Origin of the sequence: Pseudomonas sp. NBRC 111119 (assembly GCF_001320125.1) — a bacterium.
Taxonomy (GTDB): Bacteria; Pseudomonadota; Gammaproteobacteria; order Pseudomonadales; family Pseudomonadaceae; genus Aquipseudomonas; species Aquipseudomonas parafulva.
In genome coordinates this window covers 206,618-230,032 of sequence record NZ_BCAV01000007.1, presented here as the reverse complement: position 1 = coordinate 230,032, position 23,415 = coordinate 206,618, and the positions used below count along the sequence as shown (strand labels likewise).

The following is a 23,415-nucleotide window of genomic DNA, read 5'->3' as shown; positions in this document are numbered from 1 at the left end:
GGCGTTAGCCCTTGCGCGGGGGTGGCGAAATGCGGTTGAGCACGGTGCTGCCATCCTTGCTGCGGGTCAGGTAAACCGGCAACACTTTGGGCAGGTTATTGACCAGTTGCCCGACTTCGCGGGTGTTGTAGACGCCGCTGATGCGGATGTGCCCCGTACCGGCATCGGCAAGGCGCAACGGTTTGTCCAGGTAGCGGTTGATCATGGGCAGCGCCTGCTCCAGGCTGATGCTGTCCAGTACCAGCTTGCCGCTGCGCCAGGCCAGGGTGTTGGCAAAGTCATCAGGCTGCTCCAGTTGCGGCTCGAAGTCGCCCTGGCGGTAATTGGCCTGCATGCCTGGGCCCAGGCGGTAGCCGCCGCTGCCGTCGCTGGATACCAGCACCGAACCTTCCACCAAGGTCACCTTCACGTGATCCTGATACTTCCATACATTGAATTGAGTGCCGGTGACGCGAGTCTGGCCGTTCCCCGCACGTACGATGAACGGGTGGCTGGTGTCGTGTTGCACGCTGAAGAACGCCTCACCACGCTTGAGGGTGACTTGACGCTGGTCCTTGAAGTTGAGGTAGGTCAGTTCGGTGTTGAGGTTGAGCTGCACCGTGCTGCCGTCGCTCAACTGCACGGTCTGCATGCGATCGCCAGCCTCGAGGTGCTGGTAATGGTTGGGCAGCCAGCCTTGTTCCCAGCCCATCCACCCGGCCAGCGGCAGCACCGCCAGCGCGATAGCCGCCGCGCAGGCCTGGGTTCGCCAGCGGCGTACACGGGCTGGCCGGCCTGACCGGTTGGGTGATGCCGCTACTTCTTGGCTGCGGGGCAGCAGGTCGGCGGTTTCCCAGATCTCCAGCATTGCCTGGTATTCCACAGCGTGCCGTGGGTCTGCCGCCAGCCAGTGTGCGAATGCCTCCCGCTCGGCGGCCTGGCAATCATCGGCATGCAGGCGCATGCACCAGTGCGCCGCGGCATCGGTGATGGCGTCATCAGGGCGTTTATTGGGGAGGTCTTGGTTCATTGCAGCTCCGGGTTTTGCGCATTCTAACCTTGCGCTGGGCTAGACGAGAACCGGAGTAATGGCGAATCAAAATCATTTATTTCGTTTTTTCGCCGAATCTGACGATATTTACCGCGTTTGAGAACCCTTCGCGTGGAAAAAGCCCATCGCATGCAGGGGTATAAGAAGCTATCCGAGCGCACCCGCAAAGATGAAATTTGCGTAGCTCACTAATCAAGGCTTTGACATTAACTGCCTAGGCAGTAATATTTTCACATAATTGCTCGAGCGACCACCCATGGCTCATTTTTCACCAGAAAATTTCCAGACCTGTGCCATCGGCATGCTGCTGGGCCGATCGGCCATTCTCAAGGACCGCATCCTCGACTGGCACCTCGAGTCGGAAGGCGTCACGGCTGCACAGTTCAAGGTGCTGATCATCGTGACCCAGTATCAGGTCGATACCCCGGCTGAGTTGTGCCGCTACCTGGGGCTGGACAGCGGGTCGATGACCCGCATGCTCGACCGGCTGGAGCAGAAGGAGCTGCTGATGCGCACGCGCTGCCCGGACGATCGTCGCCAGGTGCGCATCGCCCTGACCGAGGACGGCCAGCGCCTGGCCGACCGCCTGCCGGAAATTGGCGCCGCGGCCATGAACGAGCTGTGCGGCGTGCTGGCGCCCAACGAGCTGAAAACGCTCGAAAGCCTGCTGGCCAAGATTCTGCTGAACGCTGGCGACCCATTGACGGTCCGTCGCTTTGGCGACCGTTGAAACCTGCCACCTCTTCTTCAAGGTACCGTCATGGAAACCTCCACAGACACCCAGAACCCTCCCGAAGCGCCCCAGTCGTCGCGCAAGCGCAAGGTCTGGCTATTGGGCCTGTTGCTGTTAGTCATAGTGGCTGGCCTGGGGACCTGGGCGTGGTACAGCCTGGTTGGCCGCTGGTACGAGAGCACCGATGACGCCTACGTCAACGGCAACGTGGTGGAGATCACACCACTGGTCACAGGCACTGTCACCAGCATCGGGGCCGATGACGGTGACCTGGTGCACGCCGGCCAGGTGTTGCTGCAGTTCGACCCGTCCGACAGCGAGGTCGCGTTGCAGTCTGCTCAGGCCAACCTGGCGCGCACCGTTCGCCAGGTGCGCGGCCTGTACAGCAACGTCGATTCGCTCAAGGCCCAACTGGACACCCGCCAGGCCGAACTGCGCAAGGCCCAACAGGATTTCAACCGGCGCAAGGTGCTGGCTGACAGCGGCGCCATCGCCGCTGAAGAGCTGTCCCATGCCCGCGACGACCTGAGCGTGGCCCAGGCCGCGGTCAGCAGTGCCCGCCAGCAGCTCAGCACCAGCACGGCGCTGGTGGACGACACCGAGGTGGCTTCGCACCCCGAGGTCATGGCCGCCGCCGCCGACCTTCGCAAGGCCTACCTGGACCATGCCCGTACCACACTGGTGGCGCCGGTCACCGGCTATGTGGCCAAGCGCACCGTGCAGTTGGGGCAGCGCCTGCAGCCGGGCACCGCCACCATGGCGGTGATACCGCTGGACCAGGTATGGATCGATGCCAACTTCAAGGAAACCCAGCTGCGCCAGATGCGCATTGGCCAGCCGGTGGAAATCAGCGCCGACCTGTATGGTGGCGCGGTCACCTACACAGGCACTGTGGACAGCCTGGGCGCTGGCACCGGCAGCGCCTTTGCGCTGCTGCCCGCACAAAACGCCACGGGCAACTGGATCAAGATCGTTCAGCGTGTGCCGGTGCGCATTCACATCAACCCCGAACAACTCAGGGATCACCCGCTGCGCATCGGCCTGTCCACGGTCGCCGAGGTCGATCTGCATGACCAGAGCGGCCCCGCCCTGGCCCAGCAACCGCCGCAGCAGGCCAGCTACACCACGCAAGTCTACGATCGCCAGTTGGGAGAGGCAGACAAGCTGATCGCCCAACTGATCCGTGACAACAGCGCACCTGGTAAGACGGCCCAGCGATGAGCAATAACGCCGCGGCCCAGTTCACCCCGCCCAGCCTGTTGCTGACCACGATCGGGCTGTCGCTGGCAACGTTCATGCAGGTGCTTGACACCACCATCGCCAACGTTGCCTTGCCGACCATTTCCGGCAACCTGGGGGTCAGTTACGAGCAGGGCACCTGGGTCATCACCTCGTTTGCGGTGAGCAATGCGATTGCCCTGCCACTCACCGGCTGGCTGAGCCGCCGGTTCGGCGAGGTGAAGCTGTTCCTGTGGGCGACGCTGCTGTTCGTGCTGGCGTCGTTTCTGTGCGGCATTGCCCAGTCGATGCCTGAGCTGGTGGGCTTCCGGGTGCTGCAGGGGGTAGTGGCGGGGCCGTTGTATCCGATGACCCAGACGTTGCTGATTGCAGTGTACCCACCGGCCAAACGGGGGATGGCACTGGCCCTGCTGGCGATGGTCACGGTGGTGGCGCCCATCGCCGGGCCCATACTGGGTGGCTGGATCACCGACAGTTACAGCTGGCCGTGGATCTTTTTCATCAATATACCTATTGGCCTGTTCGCGGCGGCAGTGGTGCGCCAGCAAATGCGCACCCGGCCGGTGGTGACCAGCCGGCAACCGATGGACTATATCGGCCTGCTGACGTTGATCGTAGGTGTCGGGGCGTTGCAGGTGGTGCTGGACAAAGGCAATGACCTGGACTGGTTCGAGTCATCGTTCATCATCATCGGCAGCCTGATTTCGGTGGTGTTCCTGGCGATTTTCGTCATCTGGGAGCTCACCGACCGGCATCCGGTGGTCAACCTGCGCCTGTTTGTGCACCGCAACTTCCGGGTGGGCACTATCGTGCTGGTGGGGGGGTATGCGGGGTTCTTCGGTATCAACCTGATCTTGCCGCAATGGTTGCAGACGCAGATGGGCTACACCGCGACCTGGGCGGGCCTGGCGGTGGCGCCTATTGGCCTGTTGCCGGTGATCATGTCGCCGTTCGTGGGCAAGTATGCGCACCGTTTTGATTTGCGGGTACTGGCGGGGCTGGCGTTTCTGGCCATCGGTGCCAGCTGTTACATGCGGGCGGGGTTCACCAGCGAGGTGGACTTCCAGCACGTGGCGCTGGTGCAGCTGTTCATGGGGATTGGGGTGGCGTTGTTCTTCATGCCGACGTTGAGCATTTTGTTGTCTGACCTGCCGCCGCACCAGATCGCCGATGGGTCGGGCCTGGCGACGTTCCTGCGCACGCTGGGGGGGAGCTTCGCGGCGTCGTTGACCACCTGGATATGGATCCGTCGGGCGGACCAGCACCATGCTTATCTGAGTGAGCACATCAGCCAGTTCGACCCGGCCACGCGGCATGCGCTCGAGCGGTTGGGAGGGGCGGATTTGCACAGCTATGCCCAGTTGGAGCAAATTCTCAATGGCCAGGCTTACATGATGTCGACGGTGGATTACTTTACGTTGATGACGTGGGTGTTTGCGGGCCTGATCTTGTTGGTATGGTTCGCCAAGCCGCCGTTTACGGCGAAAGCGGGGCCGGGGGCTGGTGGGCATTGACGGGCCTGAGGCCTCCCAGGAGCCCGCCGCCCCAACCCACATCGAATATGCTTGAAGCTTGAAGCTTTCCCCCCCCCCCTCAACCCTACGGTGATCTCATGGACAACGTCATCGTCATCACCGGTGCCAGCCGCGGCATAGGCGCTGCCACCGCGCTGCTTGCCGCTCGGCACGGCTACCGCATCTGCATCAACTACCATGCCGACGACCAGGCCGCCGAAACCATCCTTGGCCAGGTCCTTGCCCTGGGCGCCAAGGCCATTGCCGTGCGCGCCGATGCCAGCGTCGAAGACGAAATCATCCAGCTGTTCAGGCGTGTCGACCATGAACTCGGCCCGGTCACCGCATTGGTCAACAATGCTGGCACCATTGCCCAGCAGAGCCGCGTGGAGGACATGTCGGAATTCCGCCTGCTCAAAATAATGAAAACCAACGTGGTCGGCCCCATGCTCTGTGCCAAGCACGCGGTCCTGCGCATGGCGCATCGCCATGGCGGGCACGGGGGCGCGATCGTCAATGTGTCGTCCATGGCAGCACGCCTGGGCTCCCCAAACGAATACGTGGATTACGCCACCTCCAAGGGTGCGCTGGACACCTTCACCATTGGCCTGGCCAAGGAACTCGCGGGGGAGGGTGTAAGGGTTAACGGGGTTAGGCCGGGTTATATACACACCGGCTTTCACGCGCTGTCTGGCGACCCCGAGCGGGTCAGCAAACTTGAGCACAGTCTGCCCATGGGCCGCGGTGGGCAGCCTGAGGAGGTTGCAGAGGCAATCCTCTGGCTGCTGTCAGACAAGGCCTCCTACTCGACAGGCACTTTCGTGGACCTCAGTGGCGGCCGCTGATCGGCCCCCGGTCTGCCAGTAGCAGCCTGACCTGTTCGCTAAGCGCCGTCAGGGCGAAGGGTTTGCACAATATGGCGCCGCGCTGCGAAGGCGGAAGGCTGACCTGCTCGCTGCTGTAGCCCGTGATGTACAGCACCGCTGCGTCACTGGGCATTGCCATCGCCAGCTGCTTACCGTCTACGCCGCCGGGCAAGCCGATGTCGGTAATCAGCAAGGCCGGCTGCAGCCCACCCTGCAGGGCGGCCAGCGCATCCCGCCCGCTGGAGTAGGTATAGACCGTGTGCCCCTGGTGATCGAGCAATTCCTCGATCACCAGGCGCAACGTGTGCTCGTCCTCCACCAACATGATCAGGTGGGTAGGCGCAGGGCAAAGGGGTTGCGCAGGTACAGGCGCAACCGCCATTGCCAGGGTCGCCTCGTTGTCCTTGGGCAGGTAGATATCGATGCAGGTACCGGACCCCACCACACTCTTGATGTTCATCTGGCCGCCGGACTGGCGGATGAAGCCATACACCATCGACAGCCCAAGCCCAGAACCCTGGCCCAGCGGCTTGGTGGTGAAAAACGGCTCCATAGCGCGTTCGAGCACTTCATTGGGCATCCCGATACCACTGTCGCTGACCCGTATCTGCACATAATCGCCGGCGGGTAGGTGCAGGCGTTGGGCTTGCAGTGCATCGACCGCCGTATTGGTGCTGCGGATGGACAACCGGCCACCCAGCGGCATGGCATCGCGGGCGTTGATGCACAGGTTGAGCAATGCGTTTTCCAACTGCGGTGGGTCTATGGAGATCAACCACTGGCCTGGGCAGGTGCTGTCCTCGAAATCGATGTTGGCGTGCAGCGAACTTTTGATCAGGTCGTGCATGCCAACGACCAGTTGGTGCACGTCCACAGGTTGCGGCATCAGGGTTTGCTGGCGTGCAAAGGTCAACAGCCGTTGTACAAGGGCCGCAGCGCGCTGGGTGTCCTGCCTGGCCAGGCCGATGAGCCGCGAGGCGTCGGGGTAACGGCCCTCATCCTGACGTTGTGCGGCAATTTCCAGCGCGCCGGTAATACTGCCCAGCAAGTTGTTGAAATCATGGGAAATACCCCCGGTCAACTGGCCGACTGCCTCAAGCTTTTGTGAATGGCGCAGGGTTTCTTCGACCTGGCGCAGGCGCGCCTGCTCGGCAACGCGCTCGGTGATGTCATAGGCAAACAAAAAAGGGCCGGTGTCAAGTCTTTTATGCGGCTCACGCAAAACTTGAAACTGTATATGAGACAGCAGGTTAGCTCGTTCTTAGGCTGCTTTGCAGAGGTGCGACTTCGTGGTCTAGGAGCCACATAGGAGCGTCGCAGTGGCAAGCCATGTCGCGTTGCATCGGTATCGAAAACCGATGGACATTGCGAACAGCAGGTTGTCAGCATAGCCCAGTTCTTCACATCCCAGCTTGACCCATGGCTTGACTCCCAAACTCTTTCATAGAATAATTGATGTCATATTTTTTAACTGACATCGTGTTTTATGGCATCAGAAACCATTCCAAGACCGGAGCAAGTTCGTGCCGCGCGCAGCTTGCTCGGCTGGTCGCAGCAAGATCTCGCCGCCAAGGCAGGGGTTGCAATCTCCACGATCGCTGACTTCGAACGCGGGCAGCGCAGTCCTATACCAAACAACGCGCTTGCCATCCGTCAAGCGTTGGAAGCGGCGGGTGTGCTATTTACCGAGACAGGCGTTAGTCATGGCTTTCATTGGACGTTCATGACTGAGCGCGGGACGAGTGGCTTGATCGTCACTTTTACCCCCGAAGCGGCCGGGCCAGTGATCGACTTTGCGTCAATCTTTGGCAAAGTCGAGCCTCCAAAGGTTTCGATCGACACAATCCAGTGCGCAACGCCAGAACTCAGGAACAAGGTCCACGATTACGTCGATCGGCATGCGGCTAAAACGCCACATCTGTTCCGCTTGCGCAAGATGCTCGACGACATGCCTGACGGGGAGTTCTTCCTGCTCCTGCCAACGCCGCCGTCCTCAACGGCTGAGCAATTTCGCTATGAGCAGGTACTGCACCAGCTCAATCATCCGCAAGAGCAACCTCTAGATGAACACTTGCAGGTCTTCGGGCGCTTGCTTGAGAAATATGACTTGTGCATGCCTCGAACCGACAAACATTTCAACATCGGCAATGCCAAGAAGGCAGACAGAACTTGTCGATTTTGTGGCAACTCAAGGAAGACTGGAGCACAATTCAATAAGGAGGCCCATGCCATTCCAGCCGCACTGGGCAACAAGTACCTCAAGCTCGCTGACGAATGTGACGATTGCAATCAGTATTTCGGAGACAAGATCGAGCCCACCCTTGTCGAGCTTCTCAATATCCAGCGGGTGTTTCTCGGCATTGAAGCTCGCGGGTCATTGCCTACTGTTAAATTCCCAGGGGGCAGGCTGTTCCGTGATGGCAACAACGACAAGATGATGGTCGTTGTATCCGAGAAAATCTCTGAGGATGCTTCCGGCGTACTGACTGCGCAACTAGGAACGGGAAAACCCATAGTCCCACAGAGTTTCTACCGCGCTCTGAGCAAGATCGCCCTATCTGTTATTCCAGAACAAGAACTTCCTGCACTGGCGAAAACGATCCGTTGGGTACGCTATGGCGAATCTTCCGAAGCTCCTTTGCCGAAGATAGCCGCTGCAGTGGTAATGCTCCCTCCCGACCCATCGGCCCAGATCACTTTGTACATCCGCAAGGAGCCTCATTCGAAGATGCCCCATGTCTTGTGTGAATTCCGACTGGGGTGCTACATGTACGTCTATGCCCTGCCTTTCTCCGAGAGAGATGATGGAAACCTTTTGGGATTCTTCGAGGAAGAGGAATTCAAGCAAACTTTTCGGCACTACGCATCGGTGCCCTCGTGGAGTCAACAGGACTACAGCGGAAACCAGGAAATCCAGGTGCTCCAAAGTATTAGACTGCAACCGAGCAACGCGCCTATTGATGGGCAACCATCCTGATCGCTGATTGCCTAAGCTGCTCTCGTGTCATTCCCTCACTTTGAGAGCCGCTTGAAGTTTCGATCCCCCGCCATGAACGCCTCCAGCATGTGCGGGATCAGCGTCGTGGCATCAACCGCCTCGCCATACGCCTGCGCATGCAGTGCGGCGTAGCGGTCGAGATCGGCTTTCAAGCTGGCCGGGCAGGCGAAGGTCAGCTTCACGCTCTCGATCTTGGGCAGCGGCCCCAGCCGTAGTTTCCTGGTTGTGCTCATCGTGAAGTCCCCTTGATGAAGAACAGCGGCTGATAGGGCCGCAGCACCAGATCACGGTTCACGATGATGCGCACCGGCAAGCCGGGGCGGCTGGTCAGCGTGGGCTGGATGTTGAGGTTGCGCCGGGTCACTTCCTGGCCGACCTGGTTCACGGTGTCCTGCAGGCTGTCGCGCCCGGCGATGATGACGCGATCACCGTCCTGGCGGTTCTCGGGTGCGGCCAGTTCGGCACCGACGCCCAGCAGCGTGGTCAGCACGGCACCGGCAAAGATCCGATCCCAATGCCAGTCCACATCGTCTTCCAGACCCGCATAACCTGCCGGGTCGGTGCCGATCAGGTTGTCGAGCGTGAGCGAAGACGTATCCGGCAGGATGATGCGGTTCCACACCACCTGCACGCGGCTCTGGCCATAGCTGACCTGGCTGTTGTACTTGCCCAAGATGCGCGAACCCTGCGGGATCAGCAGGAACTTGCCAGTGGCCGTGTCGTAGATCGGTTCCGTCACCGTGGCGATCACATCGCCCGGCAGGTCGGACTTGATGCCCGTGACCAGTGCCCCAGCAATGACCGTTCCAACCATCACTTGATACGGCGAGGTGGGTATTTGCAGGTTGCCGGAGTTACGGGTTTCCGTAGAACCGCCTGTCAGGAACGCCTCTTTCTGGTCTTGCCGGTTCTGCACGGCAGTCGGATCAGCAGGCTGGGCCGCCGTCGAGGCCGGGCCAGCGGCCAGGGGATCGAAAGCGGCATTGGCAGCGAAGCCCGGTGCGGCGGCGACCTGCGACTGCGCCACGGGCGCAGCCTGCGGGGAGCCAGTGCGAAAGAACACCGATGAAGCTGCCGCCGCTTCTTCTTCCTTGCGCAGCGCATCGTTGGGGTCGTAGCCGGGCGCGGCATAGGTGGCGGCGACCGGCTGCTGCGAGTTCACGATGGCTGGCCCCAGGTCGCCAGGCAAAGGAGGCCCCAGTTCCGGCACGTCGGGCGGCAGCGGTGGCAGCTTGGAATAGTCCGTTGGCAGCGCATCCAGTCCCTCCGACTTGGACACGCGATCCACGTTGTACAGCTCGGTGGATTCACCCGCGCCGCGTTGCTGCGGCTGCAGCGACCAGATCAGTGCGCCCATCACGCCAACCGACAAGCAGCCGGCGAGGATCGCCAGCGTGCGCCGGTTCAGGCGCGTGACCGGGCGCGGTTGGGCGCGCAGCGCCACCGCCTCGGGAGCCACCTTGTCCGCCTGAGGCGTGGCAAGGTCGGGAATGTCATCCTGGCTCATACTCAGTTCCTCCCGGCAATGCCATCCGTGCGCTCGATGCGCACCACGTCGCCCTTGTCGGCGCCCAGGCGAAGTTCGGCCGCACCGAACAGGCGATCCACGATGTAGTACGGCGAGCGGAAGCGATAGTTCACCAGTTGCCCATCCCCCTGCGCACCGATGACGAACAGTGGGGGCAGTTCGCCCTGGGCGATGCCTGCCGGGAACTGGATATAGACCTTCTCTCCATCATCGAAGGCGCGCAGCGGCTTCCACGGTGGATTGCTGCCGCTGATTGCATAGCGAAATCGGATGTTCTCCAACGACAGGCCCGCATCGACCGGCGCGGCCGCGTTGGCGGCTTGCGCCTGGCGCTGCAAGGCCAGCATCCGATCCTTGGGATAGTCCCAGGACACCGACGCCATCCATGCCTTGTCGGTCGAGGTCAGTTCCAGCAGGTACGTCCTGCGGCTGGTCGTGATGACCAGATTGGTCTTCAAGCCGGAACGAATAGGCTTGACCAGCACATTGACGCGCAAATCGGCCCCGCTGCCGCTGGAGGTGTCACCCACGATCCAGCGCACCGTGTCGCCCGCAGCGACCGTCACCAGTTCCTCGCCGGGTTGGAGCGCGATCACCGTCACGCGACCCACCGACGCATAGACCTGGTACAGCGCGCCATCGGTGAAGGGCCAGACCTGAATCGCATTGACGTAGCCCTCGCGGGTCGGCGCGATCCGTGCCTCGGCATTGGCGCGGGAGACGCGCACCTTCTCGTCAGCAGGCTCCAGTGCCGCCGGGGCCGCATCCACGTCCGGCAGCGGCTTCAACTGCGCGGGCAATGCCAACGGTTCGGGCACGGCCACCACTTCGATGGGTTTGGGCGGCTCGGGCAATGGCTGCGCTTGCACCGGTTCATCGAGCGAGATCACCGGCGGCGGCTTGCCCTGCGTGGCGCAGCCCGCAAACAGGACAGTCGATGCCAGCAAGATCACCGGCAATGCGGCTTTACGGAAATGTGCATTCATGGTTTGGCTCCTTCAGAAGAATCCAGTTCACGGCTCCACGACAGGCCATTGACGTAGATGCCCAGCGGGTTGCGGCGCAGGCGTTCTTCGGTGCGCGGGGTCTGCTGCACGATGGACACCACCGCCGTCCATCGCTCCAGCCCGGCAGCCGCGCCATTGACGTAGCGGCGTTCCGTCCAGCGCACGTTGAACGACGCCTCACTGGCGCGAACCACACTGGTGATCTGCACCGTCACCGACTCCTTGCCGATACGGGCAAACGGGTCATTCACCCGCGCATAGTCGTTGAGCACCGCCGCGCCCCGATCGGTGGTGTAGTCGTAGGCATCGAGCCAGTTCTGGCGCACGACGATGGGGTCGATGGACAGCGAGCGCACCAGCGTCACGAAGCGCGCGATGTGGTGCGCCGTCTGCGCATCGGTGGGTCGGTACGGCGTGGCCGCTTCGCCCACGGTGCGCACTTGGCCGGACTGATCGACCTCGATGACATAGGGCGTGACGATGGATTGTGCTGAGCGCCACACCAGGCCACCGGCCATCAGCAGCGCGAGCACCAGGCAGCCAAAGGCCATCAGCCGCCAGTTCTTGGCCTGCACGCGGGCCGAGCCGATGCGCTCGTCCCACACCTGGGCAGCGGCTTGATACGGAGTGGCAGGCTGCGGCGTATCGGCATAGCGCACCTGCGGTCGTTTGAATCGCATGGAGTTCTCCTTGAAAGTCAGCTATCGGGTCATTCATCGGGGCGCAGGCTCGGGCCTTGGCCCGAACCGCCGCCGTCGCCACCGCGCAGCGTGTGCGCGGCCGTGGTGGTGGCCTGGGTGAGTTGTTGGCGACGTTGCAGGCGCTTGGCCCAGCCGGGTTGTTCCTGCTTCTGCGCGTTGGCATCGCCAGCGGCGGTTTGCCCGGAACCGGCAGTGCTACCGCCTGCGCCGCCATCGGCGCCAGAGCCTTGCCAGCCTGCTTTGAATGGCGCGGCCGCCTTGGCTGCCGCCGCTTTGATGCCTGCACCAGCGCGCTGACCAGCGGTCTGTGCGCCGCCCTTGGCGACATTGCCCAGCCCTGCCATCGCGCCTTTGGCTCCGCCGCCCGCAGCGGCGGAACCGGCCTGAAAGGCCGACTTCGCGCTGCCAGCCGCCGAGGTTGCGGCCCGCGCGCCAGCCCCGGCGAGCTTGGCGGCAGCCGGTGCCATGCGCGCCCCGGCCATCACCGCACCGCCCACGCCGGTGGCCGCAGCACCTACGGCAACCGCCGCGCCTGCGGCACCAATCGCAGCACCGGCCATCGCGCCTGCGCCAAGCTGCGGTGCGCCGGAGACCAGCCCGGTGGCGATACCCGGCCCGAAGATTCCCAGCGCCAGCAGCGTGAGCGAGGCCAGCATGATGACCACCGCATGGTCGATGGACGGCTCGGCCGGATGTACCTGGAACTCGGCAAACAGGCCCGAGCCAATGCCGACGATAACGGCCAGCACCAGCACCTTGATGCCCGAGGACACTACGTTGCCCAGCACCTTTTCGGCGAGAAAGCTGGTCTTGTTCCACAGCGCGAACGGCACCAGTACGAAGCCCGCGAGCGTGGTCAGCTTGAACTCGATCAAGGTGATGAAAAGCTGGATCGCCAGCACGAAGAAACACAGGATCACCACCGCCCAGGCCAGGAACATGACCACGATGGGCGTCATGTTCACGAACACCTCGGGGAAGCCCGCCATGTCACTGATCTGCTCAAGGATCGGCGCTGCCGCGTCGATGCCGGTCTTGGCCAGGCGTCCCGGTTGCAGGAATTCGCCCATGCTCATCGTCGAGCCGCTGGCCGTCAGGCCCAGGCCCGCGAACGAGCGGAAGACGATGCTGGCCAGCCAGTTGAAGTTATTGATGATGTAGGCGAAGGCACCGACGTACAGCACCTTGCGCAGCAGCTTGGCGATCACTTCATCGCCCTGGCCGGTGGCATGGCTCATCGCCCAGTACAGCCCGGCGATGGTCATGTCGATGACGATCAGCGTGGCGGTGAGGAACGCGACTTCGCCCTGCAGCAGCCCAAAACCCGAGTCGATGTAGCGCGAGAAGGTGTCGAGGAAGCGGTCGATGACCGTCACGTCGTTCATGGCAGCCCCTGTCAGTTGCCGTAGAAATCCACGCGCTGCGGCGTGTATGGCGTGCCATCGCCCAGGAATCGGCGCGTTACTTCACGGCCGCGCTCGACAGCCGCTGCTTGGCGTGCCAGTTCCAGCGCGGCGGCGCGTTCCTGCGTGATCTGGAGCTGCTGCGCCTGGATCGACTGCTTGGCCTGTAAGGCCAGAAGCTGGTTGGTCGCCTGCATGGCTTGCAGCGCGCCGGTGGCGGACTGACTCTGGCTGACCAGATCTGAGAGTGCGCTTTCGTCTTGCGCCAGGTTCTGCGACACCTGCGCCTGCATCCGCATTGCGGTATGCAGGCCATTCAAGGTGTTCTTCCAGCGCTCCTGCGCATCGCGCAGCATCTGGTCGCCGCTGACGGTCGCGGCGTACTGCTCCGGGTACAGCCGGGCGAAGGTGGCATCCATGCTCTGCACGTCGTAGGCCAGGCCGCGAGCCTCGGCGATCAGGCGTTCGGTCGTGGCGAGCGTCGAGCGCAGGCGATTGACGATGTTGAAGTCCAGCTTCTCCAGATTGCGGGCCTGGTTCATCAGCATCTGTGCTTCGTTCTGAAGCTGGTTGATCTGGTTGTTGATCTGCTCCAGCGTGCGCACGGCGGTCAGCGTGTTTTGCACGAAGTTCGACGGATCGAACACCGTCAGCGCGGACGCAGGCTGAACGGCTAGCAGCGATGCCGACAGCACGGCGGCGAGTGAGACGGACAGCAAACGGGGTTGGGTCTTCATGGTCAAACCTCCAGGGGTTGAGAAGCGAGGAAGGACGCTGCCGCCGGCGAGGACGGCAGCAGATCAGCGGCCCAATCGAGGCCACGATGGCGCAACCAGGCACCGGCGAAGCCCGGTGTGCCTGCGTCCAGCAGCACGCGATCCATGTCGCGTTGGTCTTGCGGGGTGGAAGCCCCGGCAAAGGCCAGCGTGGCTGGCCCCAGGTCGAGGTCGAACAGGCGATTGCCCAGGCGAGATTGGTAGTAGTAGTCGCGCTTGGGCTGCGCGGTCGCCACGATCTCGATCTGGCGCGCGTTCAGCCCGAAGCCCTCGTAGATCGTGCGGATCTGCGGCTCGGCCGCCTGCGGGTTGGGCAAAAAAATCCGACTGGCGCAGCTTTCGATCACCGCCGGGGCAATGCTCGAATCCTTGATGTCGGCCAGCGACTGCGTGGCGAAGATGACGCCGACATTCTTCTTGCGCAGTGTCTTGAGCCATTGGCGGATGCGGGCGGCGAACACCGGGTCATCAAGAAACAACCAGGCTTCATCGAGGATCAGCAGCGTGGGCGCGCCGTCGAAGCGTTCATCGAAGCGGGCGAACAGGTAGCCCAGCACGGCCAGCACCGCCGCCTTGCTGTGCATGAGTTCTTCCATCTCGAAGCACTGCACGGAACCCGAGCCAAGGCGATCCGAATCCGCGTCCAGCAGCTTGCCGTGGGCGCCGCCCAGCACATAGGGCGCGAGCGCCTGGCGCAGTGCGTTCGATTGCAACAGCACCGACAGGCCCGTCATCGAGCGCTGTTCGACGGGCGCACCGGCAAGGCTGCCGAGTGCCGACCAGATCGCCGCCTTCTCGTCCGGGCCGATGGCGACGCCTTCGTGCAGCAAGCGGCCTTCCAGCCATTCGGCGGCCCAGGTGCGGTAGCCCTCCTGATTGATGCGGGCCAGCGGCTGGAAAGCAATTGCGCCATCGTTGCCCAGGTCGTAGTGCTCACCGCCCAGCCCGAGGATGGTGGCGCGCATCGAGCGGCCCATGTCGAAGGCGAAGATGCGCGAGCCGGGATAGCGGCGAAACTGCATTGCCAGCGTCGCGAGCAACACCGACTTGCCCATGCCGGTCGGCCCGGCCACCAGCGTGTGGCCCACATCGCCGATGTGCGTCACCAGCCGGAACGGCGTCGCGCCATCGGTGCGGGTGACGATCAGCGGCGGGCCATCCAGATGCGCGTTCCTCTCCGGACCGGCCCACACGGCGGACAGTGGCATCATGTGCGCCAGGTTCAGCGTCGAGACGATGGGCTGGCGCACGTTGGCATAGGCGTTGCCAGGGATCGACGACAGCCAGGCATCCACTGCGTTCAAGGTCTCGGGGATGGTGACGAAGCCGCGCCCCTGGATGACGCGCTCCACCATGCGCAGCTTCTCGTCGGCCACAGCGGAATCGGCATCCATGACGGTGACGGTGGCCGTCAGGTAGCCGAAAGCCACCTGATCGCTGCCCAGCTCCTGCAAGGCCGCATCGGCGTCGGCCGCCTTGTTGTTGGCGTCGGTATCGACCAGCGGGCTTTCCTGCTGGAAGATGGTTTCGCGCAGCAGCGCGACGACGTTCTTGCGCTTGGCGAACCACTGGCGGCGCAGGCGGCCCAGTTCCTTTTCTGCCTCGGCTTTGTCCAGGCATAGAAAGCGCGTGCTCCAGCGGTAGCCAAAGCCCAGGCGGTTTAGGTCGTCCAGAATCCCCGGCCAAGTCGAAGTCGGAAAGCCCCGCACCGACACCACGCGCAGGTGCTGGTCGCCCAGCATGGGTGCCAGACCACCGACCAACGGCGAGTCAGTTAGCAACGCGTCGATGTGGAATGGCACATCGGGCACGCCGACGCGGTAGCGCCGCGTGGACACCGTGGCGTGCAGGTAGGTCAGTGTCTGCGCGTCATCCAGCCAGGCAATCTCCGGCATCACGCCGTCGAGCAGGTCGAACACGCGATCCGTTTCAGCTACGAAGGCTTCCAGCCGACCCTGCCAGTCCACGCCGTCGCCCGGCGCGTTCTCGTAGAGCATCTTGGCTGCGCGGGCGCGGGATTCTTCTGGTGGCAGGTAGGCCAGCGTCAGGTGATAGGCGCTCTCGTAGTGGTGGCCGGATTCCTCGAAGGCTGCACGGCGTTCTTCCTCCACCAGCCAGGACAACGGCTCGGGGAAATCGGAACGTGGATAGCCCGCCGCTGCGCAGCGCTCGGCTTCGATGAACAAGGCCCAGCCCGATCCCAGGCGGCGCAGTGCGTTGTTCAGCCGCGCCGACGTGGCAATCAGCTCGCCTTGCGTGGCGCTGTCCAGATCCGGCCCACGAAAGCGTGCCGTGCGCTGGAACGAGCCATCCTTGTTCAGCACCACGCCCGGCGCGATCAGCCCGGCCCAGGGCAACCAGTCGGCCAGCAGCGCGGGCCGCTGGCGGTATTCGGCAAGGTTCAACATGTCGGCTTCTCCCTATGCGTCCAGCAGCGGCTTGTGCTTGATGTGCCGGGCGAAGACCTGCATGAACTGCGGATCGACGCGCGCACCCCAGACCGCCAGCGAATGGCCGGTGATCCACAGCACCACGCCGGGAATCCACAGTTGCAGGCCCAGCCCGACGGCGGCGGCCAGCGTGCCGTTGGCGATCGCCACGGTGCGCGGCGCGCCGCCCATGAGGATCGGTTCCGTCAGCGAGCGATGCAGCGGCACCTCGAAGCCCGGAAGATCGTTGGCCGTGCTCATACGACGGCCCCGCCGGAGAAGCTGAAGAACGACAGGAAGAAGTTCGAAGCCGCGAAGGCGATGGACAGGCCGAAGACGATCTGGATCAGCTTGCGAAAGCCGCCGCTGGTATCGCCGAAGGCCAACGCCAGGCCGGTGGCGATGATGATGATCACTGCGACGATGCGGGCTACCGGCCCCTGGATGGATTCGAGAATGGATTGCAGCGGGCCTTCCCACGGCATTGAGGAACCGGCGGCCTGCGCCGTGCCCGCCAGCAACAGCATCAACACCGCGAGCAGCAACCCTTGTCCTGCGGGTCGGGCCAGGCGATGCAAACGCGCCAGCATGGGCAGCGGGGAAAGCGGGTTTACAGAAAGACGGAAAGCATCAACGTGCGTCATGGCAGTTCTCCAGGTTGTTCAGGGATCGAGGAAGGCGTAGCGGCAGCGGCTGTAAGAGGAACCGGCGGCAGCTCGGGAAGCGTCGCTTCCAGCGCATCCGCCAGGCGGTAGCCCGCGCCGTCGAAACCGACGACGCGGGAAATGGTTTCGACGTGGCGCTTGCGGCCGCGGCCTGCGATGTGGATCACGACATTGACCGCCTCGGCGATCAGGGCGCGGGGCGGATTCACCGCCACTTCGAGGATCAGTTGCTCCAGGCGCAGCAGCGCGCCCAACGCGGAGCCGGCATGAATGGTGGCGATGCCGCCGGGGTGGCCGGTGCCCCAGACCTTCACCAGATCCAGCGCTTCGCCGCCGCGCACTTCGCCGACGATCACGCGGTCGGGCCGCAGGCGCATCGTGGCCCGCACCAGCTCGGTCATGGACACGACGCCGGCGCGGGTGCGCAGCGGCACATGGTCGCGGGCCGCGCATTGCAGTTCGATGGTGTCTTCGAGCACCAGCACGCGGTCGCCGGTGGCGGCGATCTCGGCCAGCAAGGCATTGGCCAGCGTGGTCTTGCCGGTGCTGGTGCCTCCGGCGATCAGGATGTTGTGCCGCTCGCGCACGGCATGACGCAGAAACTCGGCCTGCCCAGTGGTCAGGATGCCATCAGCCACATAGCGATCCAGACCGATGATGCTCACGGCACGCTTGCGCAGCGCAAAGGCCGGGCCGGGTGCGGCGGGCGGCAGGATGCCCTCGAAGCGTTCGCCGGTTTCAGGCAGTTCGGCGGTCAAGAGCGGTTGGCCGCGATGCACCTCCGCACCGACATGGGCGGCGACCAGGCGGATGATGCGTTCGCCATCGGCTTCGGGCAGTTCGACGCCGAGCGGCGCACGGCCAGACGACAGCCGATCCACCCACAATGTCCGGTCGGGGTTGAGCATCACTTCCACCACGTCCGGGTCTTCCAGCGCAGCGGCGATCACCGGCCCCATCGCCGTGCGCAGCATCTGGATGCGGCGATCCTGGGATGCTGCAGCGGATGAGCGCGGTTCGGGCGGGATTTGAGGAACGGCACTCATGACGCACGCTCCGCAGTGCGTTCATGGGCGGCGGCCATCGCGGCCGCGTCATCCATGCGCATCTCGAACTCACGATCCTGGGGATGCAGTTCTTCCACCACGTCCCGTACCAGGCTGCGGCCACGCAGCAGGTGGCGGCCTAACTGTTCGACGAACTGCTCGAAGCGCGCCTTGCCCTGCGCGCGAGCCGCATCCTGATGGGCCTCCGGCACCGGCGTGCTGACGGTCAGGTAGTAGCGGACGAATAGCGCCAGCGTCTCGATCTGGATGTTCTGGTCACGCTCCAGGCGCTCGGCCTGCCGCGACAGGCGATCCAGTCGTTTGGCGATGGCGGCCTCACGCTGGTCGCCGGCATCGGGTGACAGCCAGGACGCCAAGGCAGCGGCGACGATGCTGGACTTTGACACGCCTTTCTTCGCGGCCAGCTCGTCCAGACGCTTGGCGTGCTCGTGCTGGATGAACAGGTTCAATCGGTATTGGCTCATATGTCGATTCCGTCGTTGGGGTCGAGAGATGCCAGCCGCGCCGTGCGTTGCAGGGCGGGGTCGAACTGGCCGGGAAGCAGCGGGGGCATGTCGTCGTCATCGAGCAGCGCCAAGTCGCTGGGCGTGTAATCGGGTTCGGGGTCGTAGGCGACGGTTTCGGACAGCTCGGGCTGACGGCGGGGGCCGCCGTCGTCGGAGCCACCCAGGTCATCGGCAGATGCCGTGGCCTGTGCCGCAGGCACGGCCGGGATCGCCAAACCGCTCCAGTCATCGGGACGTGCAGGCGGCACATCGGCATAGCGGCCTGCCGTTAGCGCAGGCGGCGGCAGTACCCGCTGCTTGAAATTGGCATCAGCGTAGTAGCGCAACTTCTTGGCCTTGATCGGCGCGACGCTGGACACCATCACCACTGATTCGTCTGGCGCAAGCTGCATGACTTCGCCGGGCGTCAGTAGCGGCCGCGCCGTCTCTTGGCGGGACACCATCAGGTGGCCGAGCCACGGCGCAAGTCGATGGCCTGCGTAGTTCCGCTGCGCACGCAGTTCGGTAGCCGTGCCCAGCGTTTCGGAGATCCGTTTCGCCGTGCGTTCGTCATTCGTGGCGAAGGTCACGCGCACATGGCAGTTGTCCAGAATCGAATGGTTCTGCCCATACGCCTTGTCGATCTGGTTGAGCGACTGCGCGATCAGGAAACTGCGGATGCCGTAGCCGGCCATGAAGGCCAGCGCCGTCTCGAAGAAGTCCAGGCGCCCCAGAGCCGAGAACTCGTCGAGCATCAGCAACAGCTTGTGGCGGCGCTCAATGCCGTCGCTGCCATCGAGCGACTCGGTGAGCCGTCGCCCGATCTGGTTGAGGATCAACCGGATCAGCGGCTTGGTGCGGCTGATGTCCGAAGGCGGCACCACCAGATACAACGACACAGGGGATGCAGACGCGATCAGATCGGCGATGCGCCAGTCGCAGCGCGACGTGACTGCGGCCACGGTCGGATCACGGTACAGGCCGAGGAACGACATGGCGGTGCTCAACACGCCGGAACGCTCGTTGTCCGACTTGTTGAGCACTTCGCGGGCGGCGGACGCGACAACGGGATGCGGTACATCTCCAAGATGCCGCGTGGTCATCATCCGATGCAGCGTCAGCTCGAACGGGCAAGCCGGGTCACTGAGGAAGTTCGCCACGCCGCGCAGCGTCTTGTCCTCTCCCGCGTAGAGCACATGCAGGATCGCGCCGACCAGCAGCGCATGACTGGTCTTCTCCCAGTGGTTGCGCTTCTCCAGCGCCCCTTCGGGATCGACCAGGATATCGGCGATGTTCTGCACGTCGCGCACCTCGTGCGCGCCGCGCCTCACTTCCAGCAACGGGTTGTAGGCCGCCGAACTGGCATCGGTCGGGTTGAACAGCAGGCAGTGGCTAAATCGACTGCGCCAGCCAGCGGTGATCTGCCAGTTCTCGCCCTTGATGTCGTGGATGACGGCGGATGCCGGCCAGGACAGCAGCGTCGGCACCACCAGGCCCACACCCTTGCCCGAGCGCGTGGGCGCAAAGGTCAGGACGTGTTCCGGCCCTTCGTGCCGCAGGTAGTGGCCGTCATGCTGGCCGAGAAAGACGCCGGCGGGCTGCGTCAGCCCGGCCTTGCGAATGTCGGCGACATCGGCCCAGCGGGCCGAGCCATAGGTCGTCACTTTGCGCGCCTGGCGCGAGCGCCACACCGACATGGCGATGGCGACCACCACGGCCAGCAGGCCGCTGCTCGCCGCGATCATGCCGCCGGTGTCGAACACCTGCGGCGCGTAGGCGTCGAAGAAGAACCACCACTCGAACAGCTTCCACGGGTAATAGACCGGCGTGCCGTGGAAGTCGAACCAGGGCGCGCCCAGGCGTAGCTGGTAGCCCAAGGCGGCGGCGGTCCATTGCGTGGCACCCCACACACCGGCGATCACGATGCCGAAGACGGCGGCGATCTGCCCGAACAACACGCCCTGAGCTTGCATACCCTGGCCTCCGATTTCTCCTGCGCTGATTCCCCGTGGAAAACGCGGCACAAAGGCGTGCCGCAGGCGTCAGGATCGGTGCCGGTTCAGTGCCGGTCAAAGACCGTTATCGGCAGCAAGGTGATGCAAAAAGCATGGTGTCATGCAGAGGCGAAACCAGTAAAAACGCCGCAGGCGTGAGCGCGCGGCGGCGTGTCGAGAAAGAAAAATCAAGATTCGCGGCAGAAAGCCAACAATCAGAACTTCGGCGGCGTGTAGGGCGTGTTTCCATAGCCAAAGAAGCGCTTGTTCGTCGCCTCGGCCACCCGGTTGCACAGCACGTCTCCCATCGTCGGGCGTTCGGTCTTGCACTGGCGGCGCAGCTCCCTCAGGCGCGCAGGATCTGCGACCAGCTCTTCCACGGTCGGTACATTGGTTGCCTGTTTCGGTGTTTCGGACTGGCCGCAAGCGGACAGCGCGGCGACCAACAGGAATGGGGCGATCTGCTTCATGGTCATGACTCGACTTCCTCTTGGGAATCGGGTTCAAGGGGGGGCGTGGCTCTGATGCCGTCCGGCGATTCGATGGCCTGCACACGCTCGATAAAGCGTGACAGCACGTCCGAGGATCCACCTTCCCGGTGCAGCACATAAGTGGTCAGCATGGGTGAGCGACCCGCCAGCGGCCGAGCCACAATCCCAGGCTCACGGCTGCCTGCGATATGCGGCGCTCCGGCTAGGCCCAGCGCAAAGCCCGCCGACACTAACGCCATCATCAAATCGCACGAAGCCACACGTTCGGCAATCAGCGGCTCCATATCTATCCGGCGCAGTACGCGCTCGACTTGGCGAGCATGGCCTTCGCATACGTGCGGATCGCACAACACCAGCGGATAGCGCAGCACTTCTTCCAGCGGGATGCGCTTGTGCTTCAAAAGCGGATGACGTGCAGGAACCGCCACCATCAGCGCATCGCTCCAAACGGCTTCGGCAGTGATGCCTTCTCCAACTTCATCGGACTGGGCAAAGCCCACGTCGTAAAGGTCGTCATGCAGTCCCTTGATCTGCTGCGACAAGGGTACCTCGAACAGGCGAATCTCGACTTCGGGTTCTTCCTGCCGACACAGCGCCAGCAAGGACGGCAGGCGCGAGGGCGTGATGCCGTCGGACAGTGCGATACGCAACTGACCGTGGAAGCCGTTGGTGGCTGCATTCACGCTATCGCGCGCCTGCTGCAAGGCGGTGAAGATGCGCGGCACATGCTCCAGAAACAGCTTGCCCGCCCGTGTCAGCCGCGTGCTGCGGCTGGTACGAATGAACAACTGTTCGCCCAGGCTCTCCTCCAGCTCCTTGATAGTGCGCGACAGCGGTGACTGCTCGATGTGCAGCCTCTCCGCCGCGCGGGCGAAATGTAGTTCTTCGGCGACAGCGAGAAAGCAGCGTAAGTGTCGAATCTCCATTTCGCCTCCTGTTGTCAGTACAAAGGCCGTTTGAGAGTCGCAGCGTTGTAGCCGCTCATCTCACCGAGTTCATCCAGTTCAGGCCTGTCGCCGCTTTTGTGGCGCTGCGCGACTGCCTCGCCCTGCGGTCCGGGCAAGGCGTGTGACCAGCCGCCGGCCAGCGTCTTGTAGACCGCCACCAACGCCGTCGCCCTGCGGGTGGCGCTTTGTGCCAGCAAGTCTTCGGACTCCAAGCGTGAACGTTCGGCCTCCAGCACATCCAAAACATGGATGGCGCCGCCCTCAAATTGCAGGCGAGCCGTCTTGGCTGCCCGGCGGCTGGCCTCGGTCGCCTGTACCAGCATGGCGTACTCGGTCTGCGCGCGCGATAGGCGTACCAGCGCGTTCTCGGTTTCTTCCATGGCGCGCAGCACCGTGCGCTCGTATACCGCCAAGTTTTCGGCAGTGGCTGAATTGGCCGCCGCGATGCGCGACCGCACCCGGCCCACGTCTAGGAAGGAACCACCCACACCGAGCGAGATCATTCGCGTTTCACTATCACGCTCGAACAACGAACCAAAGCCCAACGCCTGCGTGCCGATCAGCCCTCCCAACGTAAAGCGAGGGAACAGGTCTGCCATGGCTACGCCGATACGCGCAGTGGCCGCAGCCAGCCTACGTTCTGCCGCAGCCACATCGGGACGGCGACGCAGTAGATCGCCCGGTGCACCGGCGTTGATCTGGGCGGGCAGCTCAGGCAAGGCTGCGGGGTGATCCAGCACTTCGGCCATCGCCGCAGGCGTGCGGCCAGTGAGCACGGCAATGCGGTGGGCGGCCACAGCAGCCTCAGCTTCAAGCGGCGGAATGCGCGAGCGTGTCAGCGCCAATTGCGTGCGGGCGCGGTCGGCATCGAACGACGTGCCCCGGCCGTTCTCGAACAAGACCTCGATCAGCCGCAGCGTATCGGCTTGGTTGATTTCGTTGTCCCGCGCGACCTGTAATTGCACTTGCAAGCCGCGCAAGCGGAAATAGGCGTCGGTCAACTCGGCCACCATAGCCACTTGTACGCCCGCCAGGTCGGCTGCGCTGGCCTCGGTCTCGGCGCGCTGCGATTCCACGCTGCGCCGCACTCGGCCAAAGAAGTCCAATTCCCAGATCACGGATAGGCCAGCCGAATGCAGATCGTTATCCCGGTCGGAGCGGGACGCATCCGGTGCTTGTGCAGCACTGGCGCGCTGGGTACTGATTTCACCGGACGCGCCCAGCGTCGGATAGTAGTCTTGGCGACGTTCGCGCGACAGTGCGCTGGCTTGCTCGTAGCGCGACAGTGCTATGCGGATGTCGTGATTGGCGTGAAGAGCATTCTCCACCAAAGAGTGCAGCACCGGGTCATCCAGTTCCCGCCAGAATTGCGCATCGGCCTCCGGTACAAGCTGGGACACGGCAACGGGGTCTTGGCGGGCATACGTCACTGCCTGGGGCGCGGCAGGTGCCTTGTAATTCGGCCCTACTGCGCAAGCTGCCAGCGTCAACGCCACCAAAGGGAGCAGTACCAGATGTGGCATCCGACGTAGGCATGGTCGG

22 protein-coding genes are annotated in these 23,415 nt (G+C 63.5%); 5 read left to right on the top strand and 17 right to left on the bottom strand.

The features are described from left to right. Positions 1–4: 4 nt before the first annotated feature. Entirely contained in the window at positions 5–1,009 is a 1,005-nt protein-coding gene (locus APH25_RS03810; protein WP_060481101.1) for a FecR family protein, read from the bottom strand. A gap of 277 nt (positions 1,010–1,286) precedes the next feature. On the opposite strand from APH25_RS03810, the gene APH25_RS03805 reads away from it, so the two are divergent. The 4 genes from APH25_RS03805 to APH25_RS03790 all read left to right on the top strand — a co-directional run bounded on the left by APH25_RS03805 (position 1,287) and on the right by APH25_RS03790 (position 5,361). Next, positions 1,287–1,760, top strand: coding sequence for a MarR family winged helix-turn-helix transcriptional regulator (locus tag APH25_RS03805; RefSeq protein WP_028633847.1), 474 nt, complete (start codon positions 1,287–1,289; stop codon positions 1,758–1,760). A 30-nt stretch (positions 1,761–1,790) separates the two neighbouring features. After that, positions 1,791–2,984, top strand: a complete 1,194-nt coding sequence (locus APH25_RS03800) for an efflux RND transporter periplasmic adaptor subunit (protein ID WP_028633848.1) — start codon at positions 1,791–1,793, stop codon at positions 2,982–2,984. Further along, positions 2,981–4,516, top strand: coding sequence for a DHA2 family efflux MFS transporter permease subunit (locus APH25_RS03795; protein ID WP_028633849.1), 1,536 nt, complete (start codon positions 2,981–2,983; stop codon positions 4,514–4,516). The genes APH25_RS03800 and APH25_RS03795 overlap by 4 nt, the downstream gene beginning before the upstream one ends. A gap of 98 nt (positions 4,517–4,614) precedes the next feature. Then, complete coding sequence (locus APH25_RS03790) at positions 4,615–5,361, top strand: SDR family oxidoreductase (protein ID WP_060481100.1); 747 nt, start codon at positions 4,615–4,617, stop codon at positions 5,359–5,361. Here the strand turns inward: APH25_RS03790 and APH25_RS03785 are convergent. Continuing rightward, positions 5,345–6,565 (bottom strand): ATP-binding protein, encoded by a 1,221-nt coding sequence (locus APH25_RS03785; protein ID WP_060481099.1) that lies wholly within the window; start codon positions 6,563–6,565, stop codon positions 5,345–5,347. The two genes, APH25_RS03790 and APH25_RS03785, sit on opposite strands and share 17 nt — an antisense overlap. A gap of 303 nt (positions 6,566–6,868) precedes the next feature. Between APH25_RS03785 and APH25_RS03780 the strand changes: the two genes are divergently transcribed. Continuing rightward, positions 6,869–8,359: a multiprotein-bridging factor 1 family protein gene (locus tag APH25_RS03780; protein WP_003462893.1), complete on the top strand. Its 1,491-nt coding sequence runs from the start codon at positions 6,869–6,871 to the stop codon at positions 8,357–8,359. A 35-nt stretch (positions 8,360–8,394) separates the two neighbouring features. Here the strand turns inward: APH25_RS03780 and APH25_RS03775 are convergent, their stop codons facing one another. The 15 genes from APH25_RS03775 to APH25_RS03705 form a co-directional block, all read right to left on the bottom strand. Continuing rightward, positions 8,395–8,613, bottom strand: a complete 219-nt coding sequence (locus APH25_RS03775; protein ID WP_003462895.1) for a DUF2274 domain-containing protein — start codon at positions 8,611–8,613, stop codon at positions 8,395–8,397. Continuing rightward, positions 8,610–9,887, bottom strand: a complete 1,278-nt coding sequence (locus tag APH25_RS03770) for a TrbI/VirB10 family protein (protein WP_003462898.1) — start codon at positions 9,885–9,887, stop codon at positions 8,610–8,612. Before APH25_RS03770 ends, APH25_RS03775 begins: the two co-directional genes overlap by 4 nt. 2 nt (positions 9,888–9,889) lie before the next feature. Next, entirely contained in the window at positions 9,890–10,894 is a 1,005-nt protein-coding gene (trbG, locus tag APH25_RS03765; RefSeq protein WP_003462900.1) for a P-type conjugative transfer protein TrbG, read from the bottom strand. After that, positions 10,891–11,595 (bottom strand): conjugal transfer protein TrbF, encoded by a 705-nt coding sequence (trbF, locus tag APH25_RS03760; protein WP_003462903.1) that lies wholly within the window; start codon positions 11,593–11,595, stop codon positions 10,891–10,893. Before trbF ends, trbG begins: the two co-directional genes overlap by 4 nt. A 29-nt stretch (positions 11,596–11,624) precedes the next feature. Continuing rightward, positions 11,625–13,001: a P-type conjugative transfer protein TrbL gene (trbL, locus tag APH25_RS03755; protein ID WP_003462906.1), complete on the bottom strand. Its 1,377-nt coding sequence runs from the start codon at positions 12,999–13,001 to the stop codon at positions 11,625–11,627. A gap of 11 nt (positions 13,002–13,012) precedes the next feature. Further along, positions 13,013–13,756 carry a P-type conjugative transfer protein TrbJ gene (gene trbJ / locus APH25_RS03750; RefSeq protein WP_023049254.1) on the bottom strand — a complete coding sequence of 248 codons (744 nt, stop codon included), beginning with the start codon at positions 13,754–13,756 and terminating at the stop codon, positions 13,013–13,015. A gap of 2 nt (positions 13,757–13,758) precedes the next feature. Next, positions 13,759–16,203, bottom strand: coding sequence for a conjugal transfer protein TrbE (gene trbE, locus APH25_RS03745; protein ID WP_023049253.1), 2,445 nt, complete (start codon positions 16,201–16,203; stop codon positions 13,759–13,761). A gap of 12 nt (positions 16,204–16,215) precedes the next feature. Next, complete coding sequence (locus APH25_RS03740; RefSeq protein WP_034066724.1) at positions 16,216–16,485, bottom strand: VirB3 family type IV secretion system protein; 270 nt, start codon at positions 16,483–16,485, stop codon at positions 16,216–16,218. Next, the gene (locus APH25_RS03735) at positions 16,482–16,868 is read right to left on the bottom strand and encodes a TrbC/VirB2 family protein (RefSeq protein WP_031312683.1); all 387 of its coding nucleotides are present in this window, start codon (positions 16,866–16,868) and stop codon (positions 16,482–16,484) included. Before APH25_RS03735 ends, APH25_RS03740 begins: the two co-directional genes overlap by 4 nt. Continuing rightward, positions 16,865–17,935: a P-type conjugative transfer ATPase TrbB gene (gene trbB, locus APH25_RS03730; RefSeq protein WP_022960601.1), complete on the bottom strand. Its 1,071-nt coding sequence runs from the start codon at positions 17,933–17,935 to the stop codon at positions 16,865–16,867. Before trbB ends, APH25_RS03735 begins: the two co-directional genes overlap by 4 nt. Further along, positions 17,932–18,420 (bottom strand): ribbon-helix-helix protein, CopG family, encoded by a 489-nt coding sequence (locus APH25_RS03725; protein ID WP_008294937.1) that lies wholly within the window; start codon positions 18,418–18,420, stop codon positions 17,932–17,934. Before APH25_RS03725 ends, trbB begins: the two co-directional genes overlap by 4 nt. Further along, a complete protein-coding gene (locus APH25_RS03720) occupies positions 18,417–20,414 on the bottom strand; it encodes a conjugal transfer protein TraG (protein WP_008294936.1) in 1,998 nt (665 codons plus the stop codon). Before APH25_RS03720 ends, APH25_RS03725 begins: the two co-directional genes overlap by 4 nt. A 236-nt stretch (positions 20,415–20,650) precedes the next feature. After that, on the bottom strand, positions 20,651–20,905 hold the full coding sequence (locus APH25_RS03715) for an EexN family lipoprotein (protein ID WP_024718240.1): 255 nt from the start codon (positions 20,903–20,905) through the stop codon (positions 20,651–20,653). A 2-nt stretch (positions 20,906–20,907) separates the two neighbouring features. After that, complete coding sequence (locus tag APH25_RS03710) at positions 20,908–21,852, bottom strand: LysR family transcriptional regulator (RefSeq protein WP_004350822.1); 945 nt, start codon at positions 21,850–21,852, stop codon at positions 20,908–20,910. A gap of 14 nt (positions 21,853–21,866) precedes the next feature. Then, positions 21,867–23,396: an efflux transporter outer membrane subunit gene (locus APH25_RS03705; protein ID WP_022960603.1), complete on the bottom strand. Its 1,530-nt coding sequence runs from the start codon at positions 23,394–23,396 to the stop codon at positions 21,867–21,869. Between the last annotated feature and the right edge of the window lie 19 nt (positions 23,397–23,415).